This window comes from Acidobacteriota bacterium (assembly GCA_016196065.1).
GTDB lineage: Bacteria > Acidobacteriota > Terriglobia > Terriglobales > Acidobacteriaceae > Acidiflorens.
This window is the reverse complement of record JACPYL010000027.1, coordinates 14,306-32,301: the sequence shown is the minus strand read 5'-3', so window position 1 is coordinate 32,301 and position 17,996 is coordinate 14,306. Positions and strand designations below refer to the sequence as shown.

Annotated in this window: 16 protein-coding genes; 11 read left to right on the top strand and 5 right to left on the bottom strand. The window is 56.6% G+C overall.

The features are described 5' to 3' along the window. Window positions 1–44 precede the first annotated feature (44 nt). The 3 genes from HY010_21215 to HY010_21205 all read left to right on the top strand — a co-directional run bounded on the left by HY010_21215 (window position 45) and on the right by HY010_21205 (window position 1,196). A complete protein-coding gene (locus HY010_21215; GenBank protein ID MBI3478258.1) occupies window positions 45–275 on the top strand; it encodes a hypothetical protein in 231 nt (76 codons plus the stop codon). Window positions 276–531: 256 nt separating this feature from the next. Next, the gene (locus tag HY010_21210; protein ID MBI3478257.1) at window positions 532–759 is read left to right on the top strand and encodes a zf-TFIIB domain-containing protein; all 228 of its coding nucleotides are present in this window, start codon (window positions 532–534) and stop codon (window positions 757–759) included. A gap of 71 nt (window positions 760–830) precedes the next feature. Next, the gene (locus tag HY010_21205) at window positions 831–1,196 is read left to right on the top strand and encodes a hypothetical protein (GenBank protein ID MBI3478256.1); all 366 of its coding nucleotides are present in this window, start codon (window positions 831–833) and stop codon (window positions 1,194–1,196) included. A gap of 397 nt (window positions 1,197–1,593) precedes the next feature. Here the strand turns inward: HY010_21205 and HY010_21200 are convergent, their stop codons facing one another. From HY010_21200 to HY010_21190, 3 genes are all read right to left on the bottom strand, one after another. After that, window positions 1,594–2,406 (bottom strand): hypothetical protein, encoded by an 813-nt coding sequence (locus HY010_21200; GenBank protein ID MBI3478255.1) that lies wholly within the window; start codon window positions 2,404–2,406, stop codon window positions 1,594–1,596. A gap of 45 nt (window positions 2,407–2,451) precedes the next feature. Next, entirely contained in the window at window positions 2,452–3,024 is a 573-nt protein-coding gene (locus HY010_21195; GenBank protein MBI3478254.1) for a hypothetical protein, read from the bottom strand. 451 nt (window positions 3,025–3,475) lie between these two features. After that, entirely contained in the window at window positions 3,476–4,462 is a 987-nt protein-coding gene (locus tag HY010_21190; GenBank protein MBI3478253.1) for an IS1595 family transposase, read from the bottom strand. 148 nt (window positions 4,463–4,610) lie between these two features. On the opposite strand from HY010_21190, the gene HY010_21185 reads away from it, so the two are divergent. The 6 genes from HY010_21185 (at window position 4,611) to HY010_21160 (ending at window position 11,323) form a co-directional block, all read left to right on the top strand. Continuing rightward, on the top strand, window positions 4,611–5,057 hold the full coding sequence (locus HY010_21185) for a hypothetical protein (GenBank protein ID MBI3478252.1): 447 nt from the start codon (window positions 4,611–4,613) through the stop codon (window positions 5,055–5,057). 28 nt (window positions 5,058–5,085) lie between these two features. Next, on the top strand, window positions 5,086–5,535 hold the full coding sequence (locus HY010_21180) for a dual specificity protein phosphatase family protein (protein MBI3478251.1): 450 nt from the start codon (window positions 5,086–5,088) through the stop codon (window positions 5,533–5,535). Window positions 5,536–5,619: 84 nt separating this feature from the next. Then, entirely contained in the window at window positions 5,620–9,429 is a 3,810-nt protein-coding gene (locus tag HY010_21175; GenBank protein MBI3478250.1) for a hypothetical protein, read from the top strand. Between the two features lie 909 nt (window positions 9,430–10,338). After that, entirely contained in the window at window positions 10,339–10,560 is a 222-nt protein-coding gene (locus tag HY010_21170; protein ID MBI3478249.1) for a hypothetical protein, read from the top strand. Window positions 10,561–10,590: 30 nt separating this feature from the next. After that, complete coding sequence (locus tag HY010_21165; protein ID MBI3478248.1) at window positions 10,591–10,767, top strand: hypothetical protein; 177 nt, start codon at window positions 10,591–10,593, stop codon at window positions 10,765–10,767. 364 nt (window positions 10,768–11,131) lie between these two features. Then, entirely contained in the window at window positions 11,132–11,323 is a 192-nt protein-coding gene (locus HY010_21160) for a hypothetical protein (GenBank protein MBI3478247.1), read from the top strand. Window positions 11,324–11,383: 60 nt separating this feature from the next. Here the strand turns inward: HY010_21160 and sucB are convergent, their stop codons facing one another. Then, entirely contained in the window at window positions 11,384–12,643 is a 1,260-nt protein-coding gene (sucB, locus tag HY010_21155) for a 2-oxoglutarate dehydrogenase, E2 component, dihydrolipoamide succinyltransferase (protein MBI3478246.1), read from the bottom strand. A 106-nt stretch (window positions 12,644–12,749) separates the two neighbouring features. Here sucB and HY010_21150 point away from each other — a divergent pair, with 106 nt between their 5' ends. After that, entirely contained in the window at window positions 12,750–15,878 is a 3,129-nt protein-coding gene (locus HY010_21150; GenBank protein MBI3478245.1) for a hypothetical protein, read from the top strand. A gap of 27 nt (window positions 15,879–15,905) precedes the next feature. Here the strand turns inward: HY010_21150 and HY010_21145 are convergent, their stop codons facing one another. After that, complete coding sequence (locus tag HY010_21145) at window positions 15,906–16,790, bottom strand: aldo/keto reductase (GenBank protein ID MBI3478244.1); 885 nt, start codon at window positions 16,788–16,790, stop codon at window positions 15,906–15,908. A gap of 196 nt (window positions 16,791–16,986) precedes the next feature. On the opposite strand from HY010_21145, the gene HY010_21140 reads away from it, so the two are divergent. Next, window positions 16,987–17,886 carry a hypothetical protein gene (locus HY010_21140; protein MBI3478243.1) on the top strand — a complete coding sequence of 300 codons (900 nt, stop codon included), beginning with the start codon at window positions 16,987–16,989 and terminating at the stop codon, window positions 17,884–17,886. The last annotated feature ends 110 nt before the right edge of the window (window positions 17,887–17,996 follow it).

Sequence of the window (17,996 nt, the reverse complement as noted above, 5' to 3'; positions counted from 1 at the left end):
GCCGCAATCATATAACTCATATCTGCAGGGAAAGGTTGTTGGCCATGATTGCAGTCCAGCCTCATGAAAATAATGAAGAACAGAGCTTTGGGGAGTTTCGCCGCAAGGTGCGCTCCGCCGAAGTATTGTCGGCCGCGATGGAGCGGCTGCTTCGAAACCTCCACTTCAGCGGGAAGTTGAGCGTGGTTGTGCAGAACGGCAGTGTGCTGAAATCGGGATACGAGGAAGGTTACTTCCGGCAGCCCGAGCCGAGTGTGGCGTGCAGCCCGGAGTAAGCTAGTAGTTCCCAATTACATAAAGAAGCAGGTCATCGTAAGAGAAACGAGCCCTGGGCCGAGAGATCGGCGCCGGGGCTTTTTCATTTTTGGCGTTGTGTGAGGGGTGTCAGCCCCTAAAGGGGCGCTTGGTTGCGGGCATGCGGCATCGCTAAAGCGATGCCCTGATACGAAGCGGGATTTCGATTCCGTTCCAAGAGCGGGTTTCGGTGAGTTGTTGGTTTCATACGTTTCTTTCATATCCGGAGATGCCTTTATGAATTTCATCAGCATGATGCGGCAAGAGGAGTTAGCAGTGGAGTTGAAGTATTGCGAGCGGTGCGGCGGATTGTGGTTGCGGCGATCGGAGCAGGATGGGGTGCATTGCGAACGGTGCCAAGCGCAACGAGCGGCGTTGCTGCAAACAGGCCGAGGGCGAACGGCACAGAACCCCCTGCAAGTCGAATGTTTGCGTGGAGTGGCGGAGATGGAGGTGCGTCCATGACGGGGGCGGGTGCGTGGTTGATGGCACAGAACAGGAATCAGGAGATGCCCCCGTGGCTGGGAGAAACGGAAATGGACATGTGGCCTTATCGCGCCCGGACGGTGGCGCTGTTGCGGCGCTATGCGCGGGCGTCCGTCGAAGTGGGACGGCTGCCGTCGTTGTTGGGACGGGAATATTTTCGAGCACGGGCCAGTTCTTATCCGATGGCCAGTTTTGAAGATGTGGTGATCTTCGTGCATGACATGGACACGATGCTGCACCGGTTGAATCCATTTCAACAGCAATTGATTGCGATGAATGTGCTGGAGGAGTACAGCATGCCGGAGGTGGCGCGGCTGGTGGCGTGTCCGCTGCGGACGGTGGAGCGGGAGGTGCCGGATGCGTTGGATGTGTTGTCGCTCGCGCTGTTGGAAGGAGGGTTGATTCGGCGGATGTGATCGCGGCGAGAGTGCCGTCCCTGGCGGGACTCGGTCTTAGCTCCTGCTTACCCGGCACTTCCGTGCCGGGCTTTCCTGTTTCGCCGCCTCGCGGCTGGGATTGGAGCGACTCCGGGGGAAGTTGGGGCCACCGAAAACTGATTTGTCTTTTCAAGATGAAGTTGTTCCGCTGGTGCGTTTCGACTTCGCGACCATAGACTCGCTCGAAGTCGCGCAGACATCAAGAAACGGGCGCTTATGTGGGGATGAACTGCCGGTTCAAAAACGTGTCAAGAGGCGAGAAGATGGAAAATGGATGTAAGTGGTAGCAAGCAGGGCAGAAATAAGGGCAAATATATACTTGACGCACATGCTGTTCTGCGTCATGCTTGCCCTTGCCGTGACAGGGTGGGTGGCGCTATTGAGCGTCTACCCAAGGGTTCGGGTCAATCTCGGAAATGGAGTGATCGAGCGCGTAAGTGATGTGGTAAATAATTCGGGTTTTGTAGACTTTCCCAGTAGGCCCCTTGTAGATGACGCACCCAGAAAGGTAGTCATACAGAACGGGGCTGCTGTGTGGGAACCCTTGGCCGACTTGGGCAATGATTTCTTTCGGTGCCTTTGGGAAAATTGGAATGGGAAATCGAGTCCATCCCTCTGGACCTTCCACCCCCGGCATTCTTTCAACGTAGTCGCAAACATCTTTACCGCCGTTGACGGTCCACATACGAGGCTCTTTCTTGAGCAGATCCCCAAGGGTGAAGTGTGGCCACCCGGCGACAATAGCCGGGGAGTTCCCGTGGTTCGTGAGGATCACGTCAAATCCTTCCATGGACTTAGGGTTAGGAAAATTCCCTACCATTTCTATCCATGGTCGGCTAGTGGCCTCAAGTTGGTCTTTGGCGGTGCTCCATTGCTTCGCAGCGATTCCAGCATAAACAGCGGCGGCTATGAAGGTGAGCCACGTTCCTACCGTCAGCCATATTTGTACGGTGTGGCTATCGTTGTGCTGTTTGCGCTTCTCAGCCTGTTCTGCTTCTGGAATCTGCAATTCAGCCTTAACTGGCAGAGGTATTGGCAACTGGTTTTGCTTGCCCTCATTTGCTGCTTTTTTGCATTGGTCTATGGCTTCAGTTTGATTCTCGATGCTTCGCTGGATCGCAGAGAGTTGCGAGGGGATTCCGGCCAACTCCTTCATCTTGTCGGCAAAATCGAGCCACAGTCTATTCATGGTGGCGTACCGCAAGTATCGAATCGTTCCTTGACAGGGACAGCGCTATTGGGCATTGGCATATTCCAGAGTGAAGTCGCTCAAGGTGGTCCCCACTTCGAAGGACTTGGGAGTGCCTACGTATCTCACTACAGTCCGATGCATGTCTTTCGGGTCTCTACCGTAGTACCAAACACACCCGATTATGTGAACCCGAGTACCTGCGGAAAAGATGGACTTGAAGCCTACCGGGTATGCAGAAAGAACTTGCTTTCCAGATTCTCCAGGGAAAATTATGTTCGCCACTGGAGTGACGGATTTAGCATTGTGCTCCTCAACCTCGTTCCGGGCAGCGGAACATTTGGTTTCGTTGTAGAGAAGTCCCTCCTGTCCCTCTACCGGATCTTGGACAAAGGCGAATCCTGCTTTGAGGGCTGGGTGGATTCCGGAATTCATCAGGGCAGCATCCACGGAATATCTAAGCTGCGCCTCAGCGCCCTCTTTCCCGCTGATCTTAATACCACTTATAACCAAGTTTACCCATGGCCTAGTTTGAATATCCAAAGCATCTCTGGCAGTATCCGCTGCACTCTTAGCAGCCGTGGCAGACTTCTCAAGTTGGGGGTATTGCTTGATCATTTGATCGAGTTGGCCTTTCATGGTGTCCAGTTGCCGCCAATAGATGATGGCTACGGCAATGCCGACGAGAACAGCGGAAATTTCGAGCGCATGCTTCCACCATGGCGTTTGATCTGGACGGCACTCGCATCTTTCGCTATCGCCTTTTGGGGGTGGAGGAACATAAGAACTCGGAGAAGGGAGGCCTTCGGATTCTTTGCCTTCATTTGCGGGTGTATCTTGTGGGGGTACAGCATCAACGAGATTATCAAGTGGAGTATCCATAGCAAATGACAATTAAAAACGAATATCTAGAAGGGCCGAAAGCACTTGAGAACTTTGAACAGGGAATGACAGCCCTATTCAGCGTTTCCAAAGACGCAGTTGTACGGGCCGAGAAGAAACACAGGGGGAAGAAGAAGGCTTCTTCTCGCGGCCAGAGTATACGTAAACCGAAGAATTCCGACAAGGACTAGAAGGGGATTTGCGTTTCCCCCGCCCCTGTCGCTTCGTGGCGCGGCGATTCGTCTTTGCCTGTCAGTTCGCTGTACGTGAGACGCTTCGCGCCGATGTTGGACATAGCTAGAGCGAAGCGCTGAGAGTCGCTTATGTTTTTGCGGTTGTTGAAACGAAACATCTGTTCGTCAAGGTAGCGAAACAAATGGAATGGCTCAACGCTAACGTAGGTACCACCAAGGCCGCGCTTCAACAGCGACCAGAAGTTCTCCATTCCGTTTGTGTGCACGCCTCCATTCACGTACCGTTCGAGATGGTTCACGATGCTGTGAACGTACTCCGGAGAAATGTCCATGTAGCCAACGTGCTCATCGGTATAAATATTCGCTCCATGTGCAATCACTTCTGCGATGGCTCCATGGAGTGCAGGCTTCTTGCGGTTCGGGATCACCTTGGCCTTGACGTGACCGCCGCGCTCCAACATGCCCATGACGATGGTCTTTCCGAAGTTCCCTTCGCGCACCTTGGTCTTGATGCGTTTCGCCTTGTGCATGTTCCGCGCTTTGCCACCAATGAACGTTTCGTCTACTTCGACTTCGCCACCACCGCCGCCCAGTTTCGATCCGTAGAATTCATCGCGCAATGCCAAGCGCAGACGTTGGAGCATGAACCATGCCGACTTCTGAGTAATGCCCAGAGTCCGCGCTACTTCGCAACTGCTCACACCATTCTTACAGTTGACCAGCATCCAGAAAGCAGTCATCCACTTATCGAGTCCAAGCGGGGAATCTTCGAAGATCGTGGCCAGCTTAAGCGTGAATTGTTTCTGGCATGTGTAGCAGAACCAGATTTTTCGCGTCTTGATAAACGAGTGTTTGTCCTTGCCGCAACGGGGACAAATCACCTTTCCATTAGGCCACCGGAACTTCTTCGCATACTCAAAAGCGCGGTCAGGATCGGCGAAGTAAACGATGGCTTGCTGGAGTGTTCGGGGTGCTTCCATGCTTAAAATGTACGCTCTTTGTTCGTGTGTGTCAAGTATATATTTACCGAAATAAGTTTGGGAAAGTTGGCGGGATTGCCTGGTTGAATTTGATATTCTAAAAATAAGGGCAGAGAAAATAAATACAAGTTCTTGGGGCGCGATCAAGATGGAATCGGGCGAAGGCTCGATCCAATCGATTGCGCTCTTTTCTTTTGGTGGAACGATGGGTCAAGCAAAGGCAAGAAAAGCGACATCGAAAAAGGACACGCCAAAATCAGATTCACCGGGCACCCACGGCACGGGATCCAAGGCAAAGACGGCAGACGAGGTCCAGCAAATACGGAACGTGGTTACGAATCTGATCCTTGATGGTTCCGAGGACATGGCGAAACGCGTGATGAAATCGGTGACCGAGGGCGGGCAGGTCACGGCGCTGAAGTTTCTGTGGGAAATGTCGGGGATGTTTCCGTTTGAAGAAGGGGAAAACGGAGAGAGAGAGTCGCTGGCAAAAATCCTATTGTCGCGAATGGGATTACAGGGGCAGGTGCCGGTGATCGCGGGGGATGATGAGGGTGACGTAGAATCAGAAGACGAACTACGGAAACCTGATTGACGATTCGAGGATAGGAGAAGACGTTCGCATGGATATGTCGTGGGTGACGGACCGGATCGCGCTGGGAGGCGGGATATGGAATGCCAAGAACATGACCGAAGTGGCGCAGAGCGGGATCAGCCACGTGATCGACATGCAGATCGAGTTCGATGACACGCCGCTGGGAGAAGCGGCGGGTGTGCAAGTGTTGTGGAATCCTACGGACGATGATTTTCTGCCGAAGCCGGCGGCGTTGCTGGAGCGGGGAGTGGAATTCGCGCAAGATGCGCTACAAGATCCGGGAACGAAGGTGTTCATCCATTGCGCGGCGGGAGTTCACCGGGCGCCGATGATGACGCTGGCGGTGATGGGCGCGATGGGGTGGGACCTGGAAGAGGCGATGGTTTTGATCGAGACGCGGCGTCCGGAAGTAGATTTTGCGGACGTGTATGTGGAGAGCGTGCGGCGGTACCTGGGATCGACGAAGGCGAAGGTTTAAGGTCAGAGGTTAGAGGTCAGATTGCAGAGGTGAGAGCCTCTGATCGGAACGCGGAGTGACAAGGGATCAGGAGTGGGAGGGGATATGCATAACAGAGGCCGCTCGGTGGAGCGGCTTTTTTATTGGCCGTCGCGGATTCTGTTGGGACTGAGTTTACTGACACTCGCGGCTGTGGCCGGGTGGGCGCAGGGGCCTGGGGTGACGACGATCAGCGACACGGTGTATCGCGCGGACGGGACGATGGCTCAGGGTGTTGCGCTGATTTCATGGCCGGCGTTTCTGACTGCCGAAGGCAACGCCGTGGCAGCCGGTACGAAGAGCGTCGCGATTGGAAACGCTGGAGCATTTTCAACTGACCTGGTTCCGAACGTGGGAGCGATGCCTGCCGGGACTTACTACACAGTGGTATTCCAACTGGATGATGGCACAGTCCGTGGGGAGTACTGGGCGGTACCGACGACGTCGCCGGTGACGCTGGCGGGAGTACGGACGACGCCGGGGTCCGGCCTGGCAAGCGGGTTGGTATCCAAACAATATGTTGATTCGGCGGTGGCGAATCGGGCGGTGGATACGGCGGTGGTACATCTGTCGGGAGCGGAGGTGATCCAGGGGGCGAAGCAGTTTGCGGCAGCGCCAGCGATCCCTCCACCGACGGGAGCAAGCAACGCAGCCAACAAGGCGTACGTGGACGCGGCAGTAGCAAATGTCGGCGCAGGGAATTTTGTCGCGAAGGCGGGTGACTCGATGACGGGACCGCTGACTCTGGCGGGTGATCCGACGGCGCTGAATCATGCGGCGAACCGCCACTACGTGGACACTGGGTTTGCCAGCAAAGCGAACCTGGTGAACGGAGTAGTGCCGACGAGTCAATTGGGGTCGGGGACAGCGGACGGGACGTTGTGCCTGAAGGGGAGTTCGTCGTGGGGCGCGTGCGGCACGAGTGCAGATGCGGTTTCGATCCGGGGAACGACGGTGGGCTCGCTGGTTCCGACGGAGGGACAGGTCATCACTTATGAGGCGGCGTCCAATACTTACAAACCGAAAGCCGGTGCGAGTGCAGGATCGGCGTACCAGGTGACCAAGTACGCGGTGGACTTTCAATTTTCCGCGACTTCAACGACTGACTTGCTCACGGCAGGAGCAAAGACAGTGACATTGAGCGCTTGCGCCCCAGGCGTGCGAGGGGACGACGCTGACTATTGGGTCTACGTGGCGGGCACCGGAACAGCGGAAGCCGTGAAGGTCACGGGCGGGACGTGTGCGGGTGATGGAAATCCGGGAACGCTGCAGTTCACGACGGTAAACGCGCATGGGGCTGGATACACGATCGGTTCGGCGTCGGCGGGAATTGCGGAGGCATCGATCGCGGCACGTTACCGTCCGCGGGGAGTGGGACAGTTGACGGGTGGGTGGATCGTCGCGCCGACAGGAGACATTGCAATCTATGGCCAGCTGACGATCAAGAGCGTGGGGCAGACGGTCGAGTTCAACGGTGGAACACAAGCGTGCTACTCGGCAACGACTCCGTGCGTGTTTGTCGGAGACAAGAGTAATTCCAACATGGTGTTGGATGTGACGTTGCTCGGCTTTCGAGGCCGACCGATGGTGGTGGGCGGAACAAAGCCGATGATCGAGGTGAATGCGCAACACACGCGTATTCAAAATGTGCAGGGATTGTTTGAGCCAACCGGAGGAACATTTGGCAGCTGGGTGAAAGTGGATGACGATCAGTCGTTTCTGCTGGATGGATTGGATACTTCGGGAGGGTTGGGGACGATTAAGTGCGACACAACTTTTTGCGGGGCGTATGTCCAGTCAAACGGAACGTTCAGCGGGAATCCGCAGGTTGCGCCGGTGGGATGGTTGCAGCATCTGAACCTCAATATCCAGTGCAATGGAAACGGTGTGGACTGGCTGTCCGGCAATACGCTCCGGATCTCGGACTCGGTGATCCAAGGGTACGCGCAATTCGGAGTTCGCTATTCGACTTCGACAGGTGGATACGGCGGATTGAGTCTAGAGAATGTGTACGAGGAATATGGATCGGGCTGTGGCGCCGGGTTGGGACCAGGGGCGATCACGAATGCGGCGGCCGGCGTCATCATGCAGGGCGGCAGCAGCTATACGAATCCATCGATGAGCATACGGGGAGGAGAGGGTCCGGCGGGAAACATGCCGGCGTTTGCGAGTGGAGGCAGCACCTTTTCTCAGTACTATGTGATCGCGCGGAGAGCTGACGGAGCGGTGACGATGCCACTGTATTTTGGCAACGCTTCGCCAACCGGTGGAGCGGTTCCGATCCCTCTGCAATGGTATGACCTGGCTCCGGCCACTTCGTACGACATCCTGGTAGTGAGCAGCAGTGTCATTCCGGCGCCGCCGACGGGGACGGGGAATTTTGCGGTGGTGGCAAACGTTCCACAATCCTCCGTGTGTTCGAACGGAATTTGTTCCTACACCGACACACAGGCCGCGCGGAGCAGTTACACAGTACCGGCTTACTGGCAGGGGACGGCATCGTTCTGGGCGCCGAAACTTAACCTGTGGCCGGGAGGCGTAATCCTGTCGCCGCCAGTGAATTCTGATTTCAATACGTCGGGCCATCCGGTCCTTTATACGGACCTGCTGAGTTCGTCAGTGCCGTATATCTCGTCGGCGGGTGGAGTATTTCCGCAGGTATTTGCGTTGCAGTGCCAGAGCGGATTTGGGACCGCTACGTATGTGTGGCCAGTATGTCTGGGATCTTTTTATCCGCAAAATCAGATGCGGTTGATGGCGGGCATGCCGATTGGGGGTAATTCCGCTCTTCAGAACCTGAAGGGTGTGCTGAACGTCGGAGGCAATACGGCAGTGACTGGTCCAACGCATCTGATCACGCTGTTTGATTTTGAACCGGACAAGTCGGCGGCTTACGGAAATACTCGGGCGCCAAATTCGACTCACGATAGCTTCATCGGGATTGATTCCAACAATACAAATGTCGCGGTGGGACTTAGCTTCGGCTCGTTCGGATCGATCAGCCAGTACATCGCGAATAATGGAGACGGAACGAATTGGCTGGAGCGCCTGACCGCGTCCTTGAAGGAATTCAAGACAGCCACGAAGTTCGACAGCTCGGTGACGATCGCAGGACTGACGGCGGGATGCCTGACGATTGCGAGCAACGGAGTGGTGGGATCGACTGGGGTCGCGTGCGGCAGTGGTGGTGGCGGCGGGAACGTTTCGTCGGTGTTCGGCCGCACTGGGGCGGTCGTGGCCGCGACCGGTGACTATACGGTGGCACAGGTGACGGGCGCGGCGGCCGATTCCGCAGTGGCGCACAACACTGGGACCGAGACGATTGCCGGGGCGAAGACATTTTCGAACGACATGACGCTGGGAGGGAATCTGAATATCGCGGGAAACATCGTGCAGACAGGGTCGGGGCCATGGAGTGTAGAAGGGGCAGCCGGGACGATGACGGCGGCAGGCTCCGGGAAATCGAAAATTGGATTCATGCCGGGCGGAAAACTGGCGGTCTCGGAAAACGCGGGAGCCGTCACGGAAGTGGCGAAAAATTATCCGCAGGAATTCACGTACACGTTTTTCGATGCGAATAACTTGCTGACGACCACGTTGCAGGTGCCCTCCATTTATGTGAACCGGGCGGCGGCTTTTCACATCGTGGAGGTGTATTGCGAGATTGATGCGGGAGCGATGACCATCAATCTGCAAAACGCTGGAGCGAACTTGCTGAGTTCGGATCTTGCATGTTCGACGGCAGGGGCAACTTCCACCTCGTTTGTCGCGGGGAAGGATGCGGTGGGTTCGGGCGTGAAGATCGGACATGCAACCGTATCGGCGTCCGGAAGCGTACATCGGGTGAATGTGGTGGTGAAGTATATGGTCGACTGAGGAACCAGTTCTCGGTTCTCGGTTCTCGGTTCTCAGTTCTCGGTTCTCAGTATTTGGAGGCGCGCTGCGGCGCGCTTTTTTTATTGGGATTGAGAGTGCTCTTCTTTGTAGCAAAGATGAGATTCGTGGGGAGATTGAATGATGCACATAAGACTTGTGCTTGCGGTCGCCAGCGTGTTGGCGGTCGCGGGGTCGGCGGGGGCGGCTACGTTCTATGTGGATTCTGCGGGCGGAGTCGATGCGAATGATGGGCTGTCTCCGGCTACTGCCTGGAAGACGGTCGCGAAGGTGAATGGGAGCACTTTTGCGGCGGGCGACCAGATTCTGTTCAAGCGGGGAGGGGTTTGGAATGAGAGCCTGGTGCCGCCGTCGAGCGGGGCGTCGGGGAATCCGATTGTGTTTGACGCTTATGGGACGGGAGAGGCTCCGACGCTGACTGGATACGTCGGTTTGCCGGCGGCGAGTTGGACGCTGGATTCAGGGAATATCTGGAAGACCTCGATCACTTCCAGTTCGTTCAACTACGTGCTGTTTGGGTATATCGGGAGCGACGGCAGCGTGGGAAGTGTTTGGGGAACGAAGTTTACTACCAGCAAGACGGCGCTGGTGGCTCCGTACCAATTCTTCTTTGCCAGCAACGTGTTGTATGTGTATGCGCCTTCGAATCCGGCTACCTATTACGGAAGCATGGCGGCGATGCTGATGACGAACGGACAAATTATCTACGTCAATGGCAAAAACTGGCTGACGATCCAGCATTTCAAGGTCACGTACTTCGATACGTATGGGGTGAGGATTGGCGGGGCTTCCGATCACATCACGATTGCGAATGTGTATTCGGATGGCGTGATTCCGGCGGGGACTACACCACATGGGTTTTATGTGAGCGTGAGTCCGGCAGCGACGGACATGAAGTTCTACAACGTTGAAGGGCTGTTTGGAACACGAGCGGGACAAGAGAAGAAAGAGTCTGCAATTTCGTTTGTCTCCGCGGCGCTTCAGTTAGGCGAGGCCGTGAGCAACCGCGACATTGTTGACGAGGAAAAATTCAAAGCGGGGTTGTCGAAGGTGATCGACGGAACTGTAGATTGCCTCAATGCCTCCATTTGGTCGCAAGCGAGTAAACCCTGATTTGCGAACAGTTTGATCAAGGAGAATCCAATGTCAGTTGGGTACAAAGGGAAGGCAATTTTGGCTGTCATTCTTGCGTTACACGCAGCGGCGTTGGCCAAGCCAACGCACGTGCTCTATCACGCCGGAAAGAGTGTCGCTCATTCGACTCGTCATCCCCGGAACATGACACGCGGGTTGTGGAACTTACTGAAGGTGGTGTTTTGATGAGAGGACTGACTGTAGTCCTGCTTGTGACTTGCCTGCTGTCGATGCTCGGTTGCTCTCCAGTGGAGAGGCGGGCGCGGGATACGGCTGCAGCGTTGTCGGGGTCGATTGTCGCTGCGCAAACGAAGTATCAGGCAAGCTGTGCGATACAACCCAAACAGGAGATCTGCCAGGTTATCAACCGAGGAGTCTCGGGACAGAACGCTCTTGTTACCGCCATCGAGACGTACTGCGGGTGGGCGCTCGCGCCTGTACCTCTCGAGCCGACGGCGACCTGTATCCCCGTCAAGTCAGCCGAGATGGCGCTGCAGGTAGCTATTGCTAACGCCACAACTCTAACGTTGCAAATCAAAGGAGCACTCTGATGGGGGCAACGACCTTGATCAGCCTGATTCTTACTTTGCTTCAGTCCGTTCTAGCCTCCGCCAAAGTTGGAGGAGCAGCTCCGGAATTAGTCGCAAATATTGAAGCGGCGGTGGCGAGTTTGCTGGCCGTGCAAGGAACTCCGGTCACGTTCGCGCAATTGGAAGGGCTGAGAGTGACGACGAAGTGGTGAGAGTTACCGAAGCCCACGATTGTGGGCCTCGTAGAGAACGCGCCGTCCCTTGGTTGCACCTTAGCCGACGTCTTCGCTCCAATTTTCCAGAGTCTTCTTTACTACGACCATGAATTGGTCGGCGACGGCGCCGTCAAGGATGCGGTGGTCGTAGCCAAGAGTAAGGTGGACGACGGAACGAATGGCGATGGAGTCGGCACCATCCTTGTCGGTAATCACGAGCGGTTGTTTGGTGATTCCGCCTACGCCCATGATCGCCACGTTGGGCTGGTTGATGATGGGCAAGCCGAAGACAGCGCCGAATTGTCCAGGATTCGTAATCGTGAAGGTGGCGCCTTCTACATCGGCTGGCATTAACCTCTTGGTGCGAGCGCGCTCGCCGAGATCGGTGATGCCGCGTTGCAGTCCGAGGAAGTTGAGTTCATCGGCGTTCTTGAGGACGGGGACGATCAATCCGTTATCGAGTGCGACCGCAATGCCGGCATTGACGTGGCGGTGGTAGCGAACGTTGTCGCCTTCGAGGGAGGCGTTCGCGATAGGGTACTGCTGAAGTGCAATGATGGCGGCGCGCACGAAAAAGGGCATGAACGTGAGCCGGGCACCGTTGCGTTGCTCGAAACCGTTTTTCAATTTGTTGCGAAGGTTGACGATGCGAGTCATGTCCACTTCAAACATGCAATGGACGTGAGCGCTCGTCCTGCGGGACTCGATCATGCGCTGGGCAATGATGCGCCGCATCTGCGACATCGGAACGAGGTCACCGGGAATCGAAACCGGGGCCGGAGTGGGCTGGGGCCGGGAAGCCTGTGCGGGAGCAGCCGCGGGTGCCGAGCTACGGTGCTCAACGTAATCGAGGACGTCCTGCTTGGTGACGCGGCCGTCAGTACCGGTGCCCTGCAACTGACTCAGATCGACGTTGTGCTCACGAGCCAGTTTTCGAACGAGCGGTGAGGAGCGAACGTCAGATTCACCATCGGACAGGGCAGCGGAAGCAGGCGGCGCAGCAGCGGGAGCTTGCGCTTCCTTTTTCGGAGGCGCGGGTGCGGCGGCAGCAGCTGGCTTCGCAGAAGAGGAAGCTCCGGCGCCGTCGCCAATTACGCCGACTACGGTGTTCACCTGGACGGTGTTACCTTCCGTGACTTTGATTTCCTGGAGGACACCGCTGGCCGGGGCGGGGATCTCGGCGTCCACCTTGTCGGTGGAAATTTCGAAAAGTGGCTCATCGCGCTGAACCTTTTCGCCGGCCTTCTTTAACCACTTGGTGATCGTGCCCTCGAAAATCGATTCGCCCATCTGGGGCATAACAACGTCTGTCGGCATAGCTTCCTTCCCGTAAAAAGGCCCCGCGAAGAGCGGAGCATGCGTAAAACAACATTATAGCGAAGGCAGGGATTGCGCGAGTTTGGCGCGGGAGACACAAAAGCAAATGAAATTGTTTAACAGGCTGTTGGCAATCTGGCTGCTTGGCGGACTGGCGGTCGGGCAGGCTACGTTCAGTGGCGGGAAGTATTCGGGGAACGCTACATACCGCGCGCAGAGCCAGGAGATGATCGGAACAGGAGAGAACTTCTACTGCCCTGCCGGGGTAGGCGAACTTACCGAGGGGACTCCGAACTGGGGAATCACAGATGGCGCGGCCTCCATGCCTACTCGCTGCATGAATACTGCGATGAGTTCGACGCCGGGCGGAACCCACATCGGAGGTGGCGCGGCTTCGACCTATACTCCGGCGGATGCCACGGCTTTGAACACTGCGCTGTCGGCGTTGCAGTGCGGGGACACGATTGTCCTCGCGGCCGGGAACATCTACACCGGCAGTTTCCTGATACCCGCTCCGGCGTGCGATGGCGGGCACTGGATTACGGTGAAGTCTTCCGGTGTCAACAATTCCAATTTCCCTGCCGAGGGCGTCAGAGCCACGCCCTGCATCGCGGGAATTTCGAACGATTCGGCGAATGGACGGGGCAACCCGGGGTACCCGGATTACGCGTGCCCCTCTTATCCCGCTGTTTTGAGTGCCCGGATTACAACCGGCAGCAACAATCAACCCGCGGTCATCTTCGCAGCGGGAGGGAATCACTACCGGTTCATTGGTATTGAGTTCACGAAAGTGCCGGAAACGAAGATGGGGGCTGGGATCGTGTCACTGGCTGCCGATGGCGTAACGCTGGGAGCGAACCACATCATCTTTGATCGCAACATCATTCATGGGCAACCTTGGAACCTTTCGACCTCGACCAATGCGGAGACGCAGGACGGCGTTTCGGCGAAGAATTCACAATGGATTGCAGTGGTCAATTCATGGATTTACGACACCTACTGCAATTCCGCTTGCGTTGATTCGCACACGTTTGGAGGCGGGACGGGTCTATATCAGGATGGGCCATTCAAGCTCTATAACAATTTGCTGGCGACTTCGGGTGAGACGTGGCTTTTCGGGGGTGGCGGCCAAGGGGGCAACACTCCAAACACGAAGGATTTTGAGGCGCGCGCCAACCATGCGATGAAGCCTCTGGTGTGGATGGTTCCGATTGAGAAGTGCTCCCTCTATAACGCGGTGACGACGAAAAATCTGGGCGAGTACAAAAACATGACGTACGCGCTGGTCGAGGGAAATTACTTCGAAAACTCATGGCAAGGGTGTCAGTCGGACCAGGTTGGATACGCGCTCGCGTTGAATCCGAGCAACCAGAACAATCACCAGTCGATGTCAGTCACGTTCGACGGCAGCACAGTAGTGCAGTCGGCGGACGCAAATAGCTTCTCGCATCACAATGGAAGTCCGGCAGACGCGGTCAATTGTCCTCCCGGTGGGTGCGTGCTGGAGATTTCCGATCCTACGCGCGTGGGTGTGGATCAGAACGCGGATTACATCTTCTGCAATGGCGCGAATGGCTGCGATCAGAGTGGGATGAACCTCACCGACCACGCGCGGCTCACTTCCGCTCCGCCGGCAGGAACGGCGATCGGCGTCAACGCTTGCGTGCCCGGGGACTGTCCTTCGTGCAAGGCGGAGAACGTGATCTGGCGGTACAACGAAATCTATAACACCACGAACGGTTTTCAGGTTAATTCAGGATTGTCATCGCACTGCCACGACGAGGCTTCCGGGATGGATCGTGTGACCATCCGCGACACGCTGCTGCATGGACTGTCCCGCGAGTTGTCGAATGGGAGCGATCCTTACCAGGCGAGCTCATGTGCGGTGATATCTTCCAACACGCAACGATCGATCAATTCGATCGAAGTGGCGCACAACACATGTGCGATTGAAACGGGGAACGGTTCAGGATTCGGCGGGCTGGGCAATCAAATCGATCACACCGACATTCGTTATCTTCGTGCGCTCAATATCCACGACAACATTGCGCCGGCCCCATGGATCATTTCGCGTACATCAGGTTCGATTGTCACGAAAGGCATCGGCGGTGCGAGTGGTCTGGCGAACACTTATGCCACAGACAGCTGCCATGCTTACTATCCGGCGCAGGCTCCAACGGGGATTGTGCAGGCAGGGAATCTTTCGGCATTCACGTTTTCGCCTTCGTTGACGTCCTACATGGTGACGCTGAATGGACAGTATCGAGCGATCAACGCGGGCTTTACTGGCACGGGGTTCACGCTTACGGCGGCCGCGTCGCCGGGAGATACGATTGCTGTGCGCGATCTCACAGATTGCCCGTGGACATTTCGCGAAAACCTGCTGGGCACCAATCTCGCGGGCAGTGGCAGTGGCTATGATCCTTATCCTTCGACAAGCAATACGAATTGCGGGGTGACCGGGACAGCGAATTGCATCCTGGATGGGGCGGCATTTACCAGTCTATTTTCGAACTGGGGTACGGGACGAACTGGCAACTTCGCTGTCACCAGTGCAACGTATCTGAACTCGGCTAGCGATGCAGCATCACGCGCTGCGACCGGCCAGAGTCCGGGAGCGGATCTTACGATCGCCGCGCAGCTACTTCAGGGTGTGCACGGTGCAACGTTTTATCCAACGTTGACGATTACGACCTCCACGCTGCCGGCTGCGACTGTCGGGACGGTTTACCAGGCCGCTCTGCAAGCGTCGCCGGGTGCCTCACCCCACAAGGCCTGGTGGATCGAGACTGATCCGACACAGTGTGGAGGGAATTGCGGAGTGTTCCCGCCGACTGCGGGAATCATCATCGGAAGGGGCGGAGTGGTCAGCGGTCCGTTTATCGTGGGAACGGTTTCGCGGACTTCGAACGTTTCGACCTTTGCTGCGCAGCAGACGATCATTGCCGGCACCTGGCAACCCAATCAGACGATCACCCTGAGCGGATTTCTCAATGGCACAGGCAGCCTTGCCAATGACGGCTCGTTCAATGGCTCTTGCGTCATCTCAGCGGTGACCACAAACAGTTTTGCGTGTGTGCAGAACGGAGTGGATGTTGCCAGCCATAGCCCGAAAGACGCGTCAGTCGTCAGTTTCGCGCCCGTGACTTCAGGGAGTTACAGCTTCTGGGTCGGGGCGCGGGACGGCGGTTTTCAAGTTGCCCGTCAGGCAATCACTCTGGTGGTTACGCCGTGAAGCGCTGTCTCCCAATCGATCGTCAAGTTATGCGGCCGCGATGCGCCGCATCAAGTCTTCCTGTTCCTTTTGGCTCTCCGCGCCGATCGTAATAGCGTCCAGCACGCCCAAGGACAGCGCGTAACGAAGCGCATCATCGACTCTGCCGCGAAGATCGCCCTGCCCAAGTATCTTCATGCCGATTACGCCCTTCCCCGCAGCCTTCATTTCCTTCAGCACGCTGACCACTTCCGCGGGCGACGCATCCATGTGGGAGCCAATCGGGTTGATGCGTGCGAGGTCCACTTCCACCCATGGAGATTTCGCAGCAGCGCGGAGTGCTTCGATTGAGTGACAGGAGCATCCATGCGCACGAATGATTCCTCTCTCCTTGGCTTCGGAAAGCACATCCATCACGCCTCGGTAGCGTTCGGTCCAGTCCCCTTCGGTTAAACAATGCATGAGACAGACGTCAATCATCTCCGTGCCAAGCTCCCGACGAAAGCGGTCGAGATCTTCACGCGCGGTCTTCGGATCGCGTGCAAAAGTCTTGGTTAGGACGGTGACTTTGTCGCGAGGCACATGTTTCAGCGCCTCGGCGACGTGGGGATGACTTCCATAAGCATCGGCGGAATCGAAAAAGCGCAGACCATGGTCGTAGCCATTGAGTAGAAGATCCGACAAGCCTTTCATTCCGAGCGCTGTTTGATTGGAGTGATGACCGGTCCCGATGGTGCCGGTCCCCATCGCGAGACGACTGGTGCGAATGCCAGTCTTGCCGAGGACGACGACATCCGAAGCGGAGACTTTGGTCGCAAGCGGCGCGGGAGAGGCGAAGGTGCGCGAGAAGACGCGCGAACCCAGTGCTTCCACTCCGACCCATGCGCCCGCTGCTGCCCCGGCGCTGCCGAGAAGAAAACGTCTCCGATTCATGGGCCACTCTCCCCGAATGGGATGTCCTTACTTTACAGCGTTAGACGCTGGTCGAGCGGGATTGGTTACCGGGTCACGCGAATCCTGCGATTCGAAATGCCAGAGGCGAAATGGCCATGTTTTCAGGTACTTATGTAACTGAATCCCGGCATTTTGTTTTGTGGACCTCCTCGCCCACTGAATACTCTTTAAGGATATGAAAAACGTGGGCCTGCTCGGGCTGTTGATGATTCTGTGCGCTTCCGGTGTATGGGCGCAGCCGCCGAAGACTTTCGATTGGGTACGGGCGAGCGACGAAATCGTGCAGCTCGATCCCATGGATTTCCACGCCGGCCGCGTCTACCACGCCGGTCCGGATGGCGGGAACATGCACGTCATCATTCACTCCAAGCAGCCCGTCACCATCGCGATGACCTGGGCACGCTCTTGGGACCAGGCGCTATTGCATCCGGAGTCGTTGGGGAGTCTGGAGTACCGTTGCGTTCGGGAACATGTCACCGACACGACCTACGAGTGCCACCTGCCTCCGTCTACTCCGATGGTCCTTGTGTTACACGATGAACGAACCGCGGACCGCGTCATTGTCCAGGGCATTCGAGCCATCGTCGGCAAGGCGGGCGGACGGCAGCTGGTTTCTCCGAATGATGTCCAGATCACTTACCACAGCTGGTCCTGCGTGCAGAACTGCATACAGCCGGAATACAAATGGATTCTGCTGGCGCGCGAAAAATATGATGTCTCGACCTCAGCCAAGCTCTACAGTGTGATCCCCGAATACGACGGACAGCGCGTCTGGGTAAAGATCAAGGCGAAAGTTCCCATGACGCTTGCGATTCTTCCTTCGGCTGCAGCAGATCAGGCCTTCGACAAGCCGGACACGATTGCATCAGCCCTCGCGCAGACCAGTTGCAAGCAGCGGGGCGTCCAGACCATGGAATTTGAGTGCAAACTCAATCGCGGCGACGGTCCGCAGTCCTTGATCGCGATGCCGGAGTCACCAACCCGGTCGCGAAAGAAAGCGGAAATTGAGTTTCAGACGTTGAAGTGTGTGGAGAACTGCGATCTGATCGCAAGCGAAACAGCGGATAACAAGTAGACAGCCAAAGTCGAAAGTCGCTGCGCTGGATGCTGCGGACTCGCCCCATGGCCTAACCTGTAGCGTCACAGATAGTACAATCCCTGCTCTACTCCCACGCGGGGACTGGT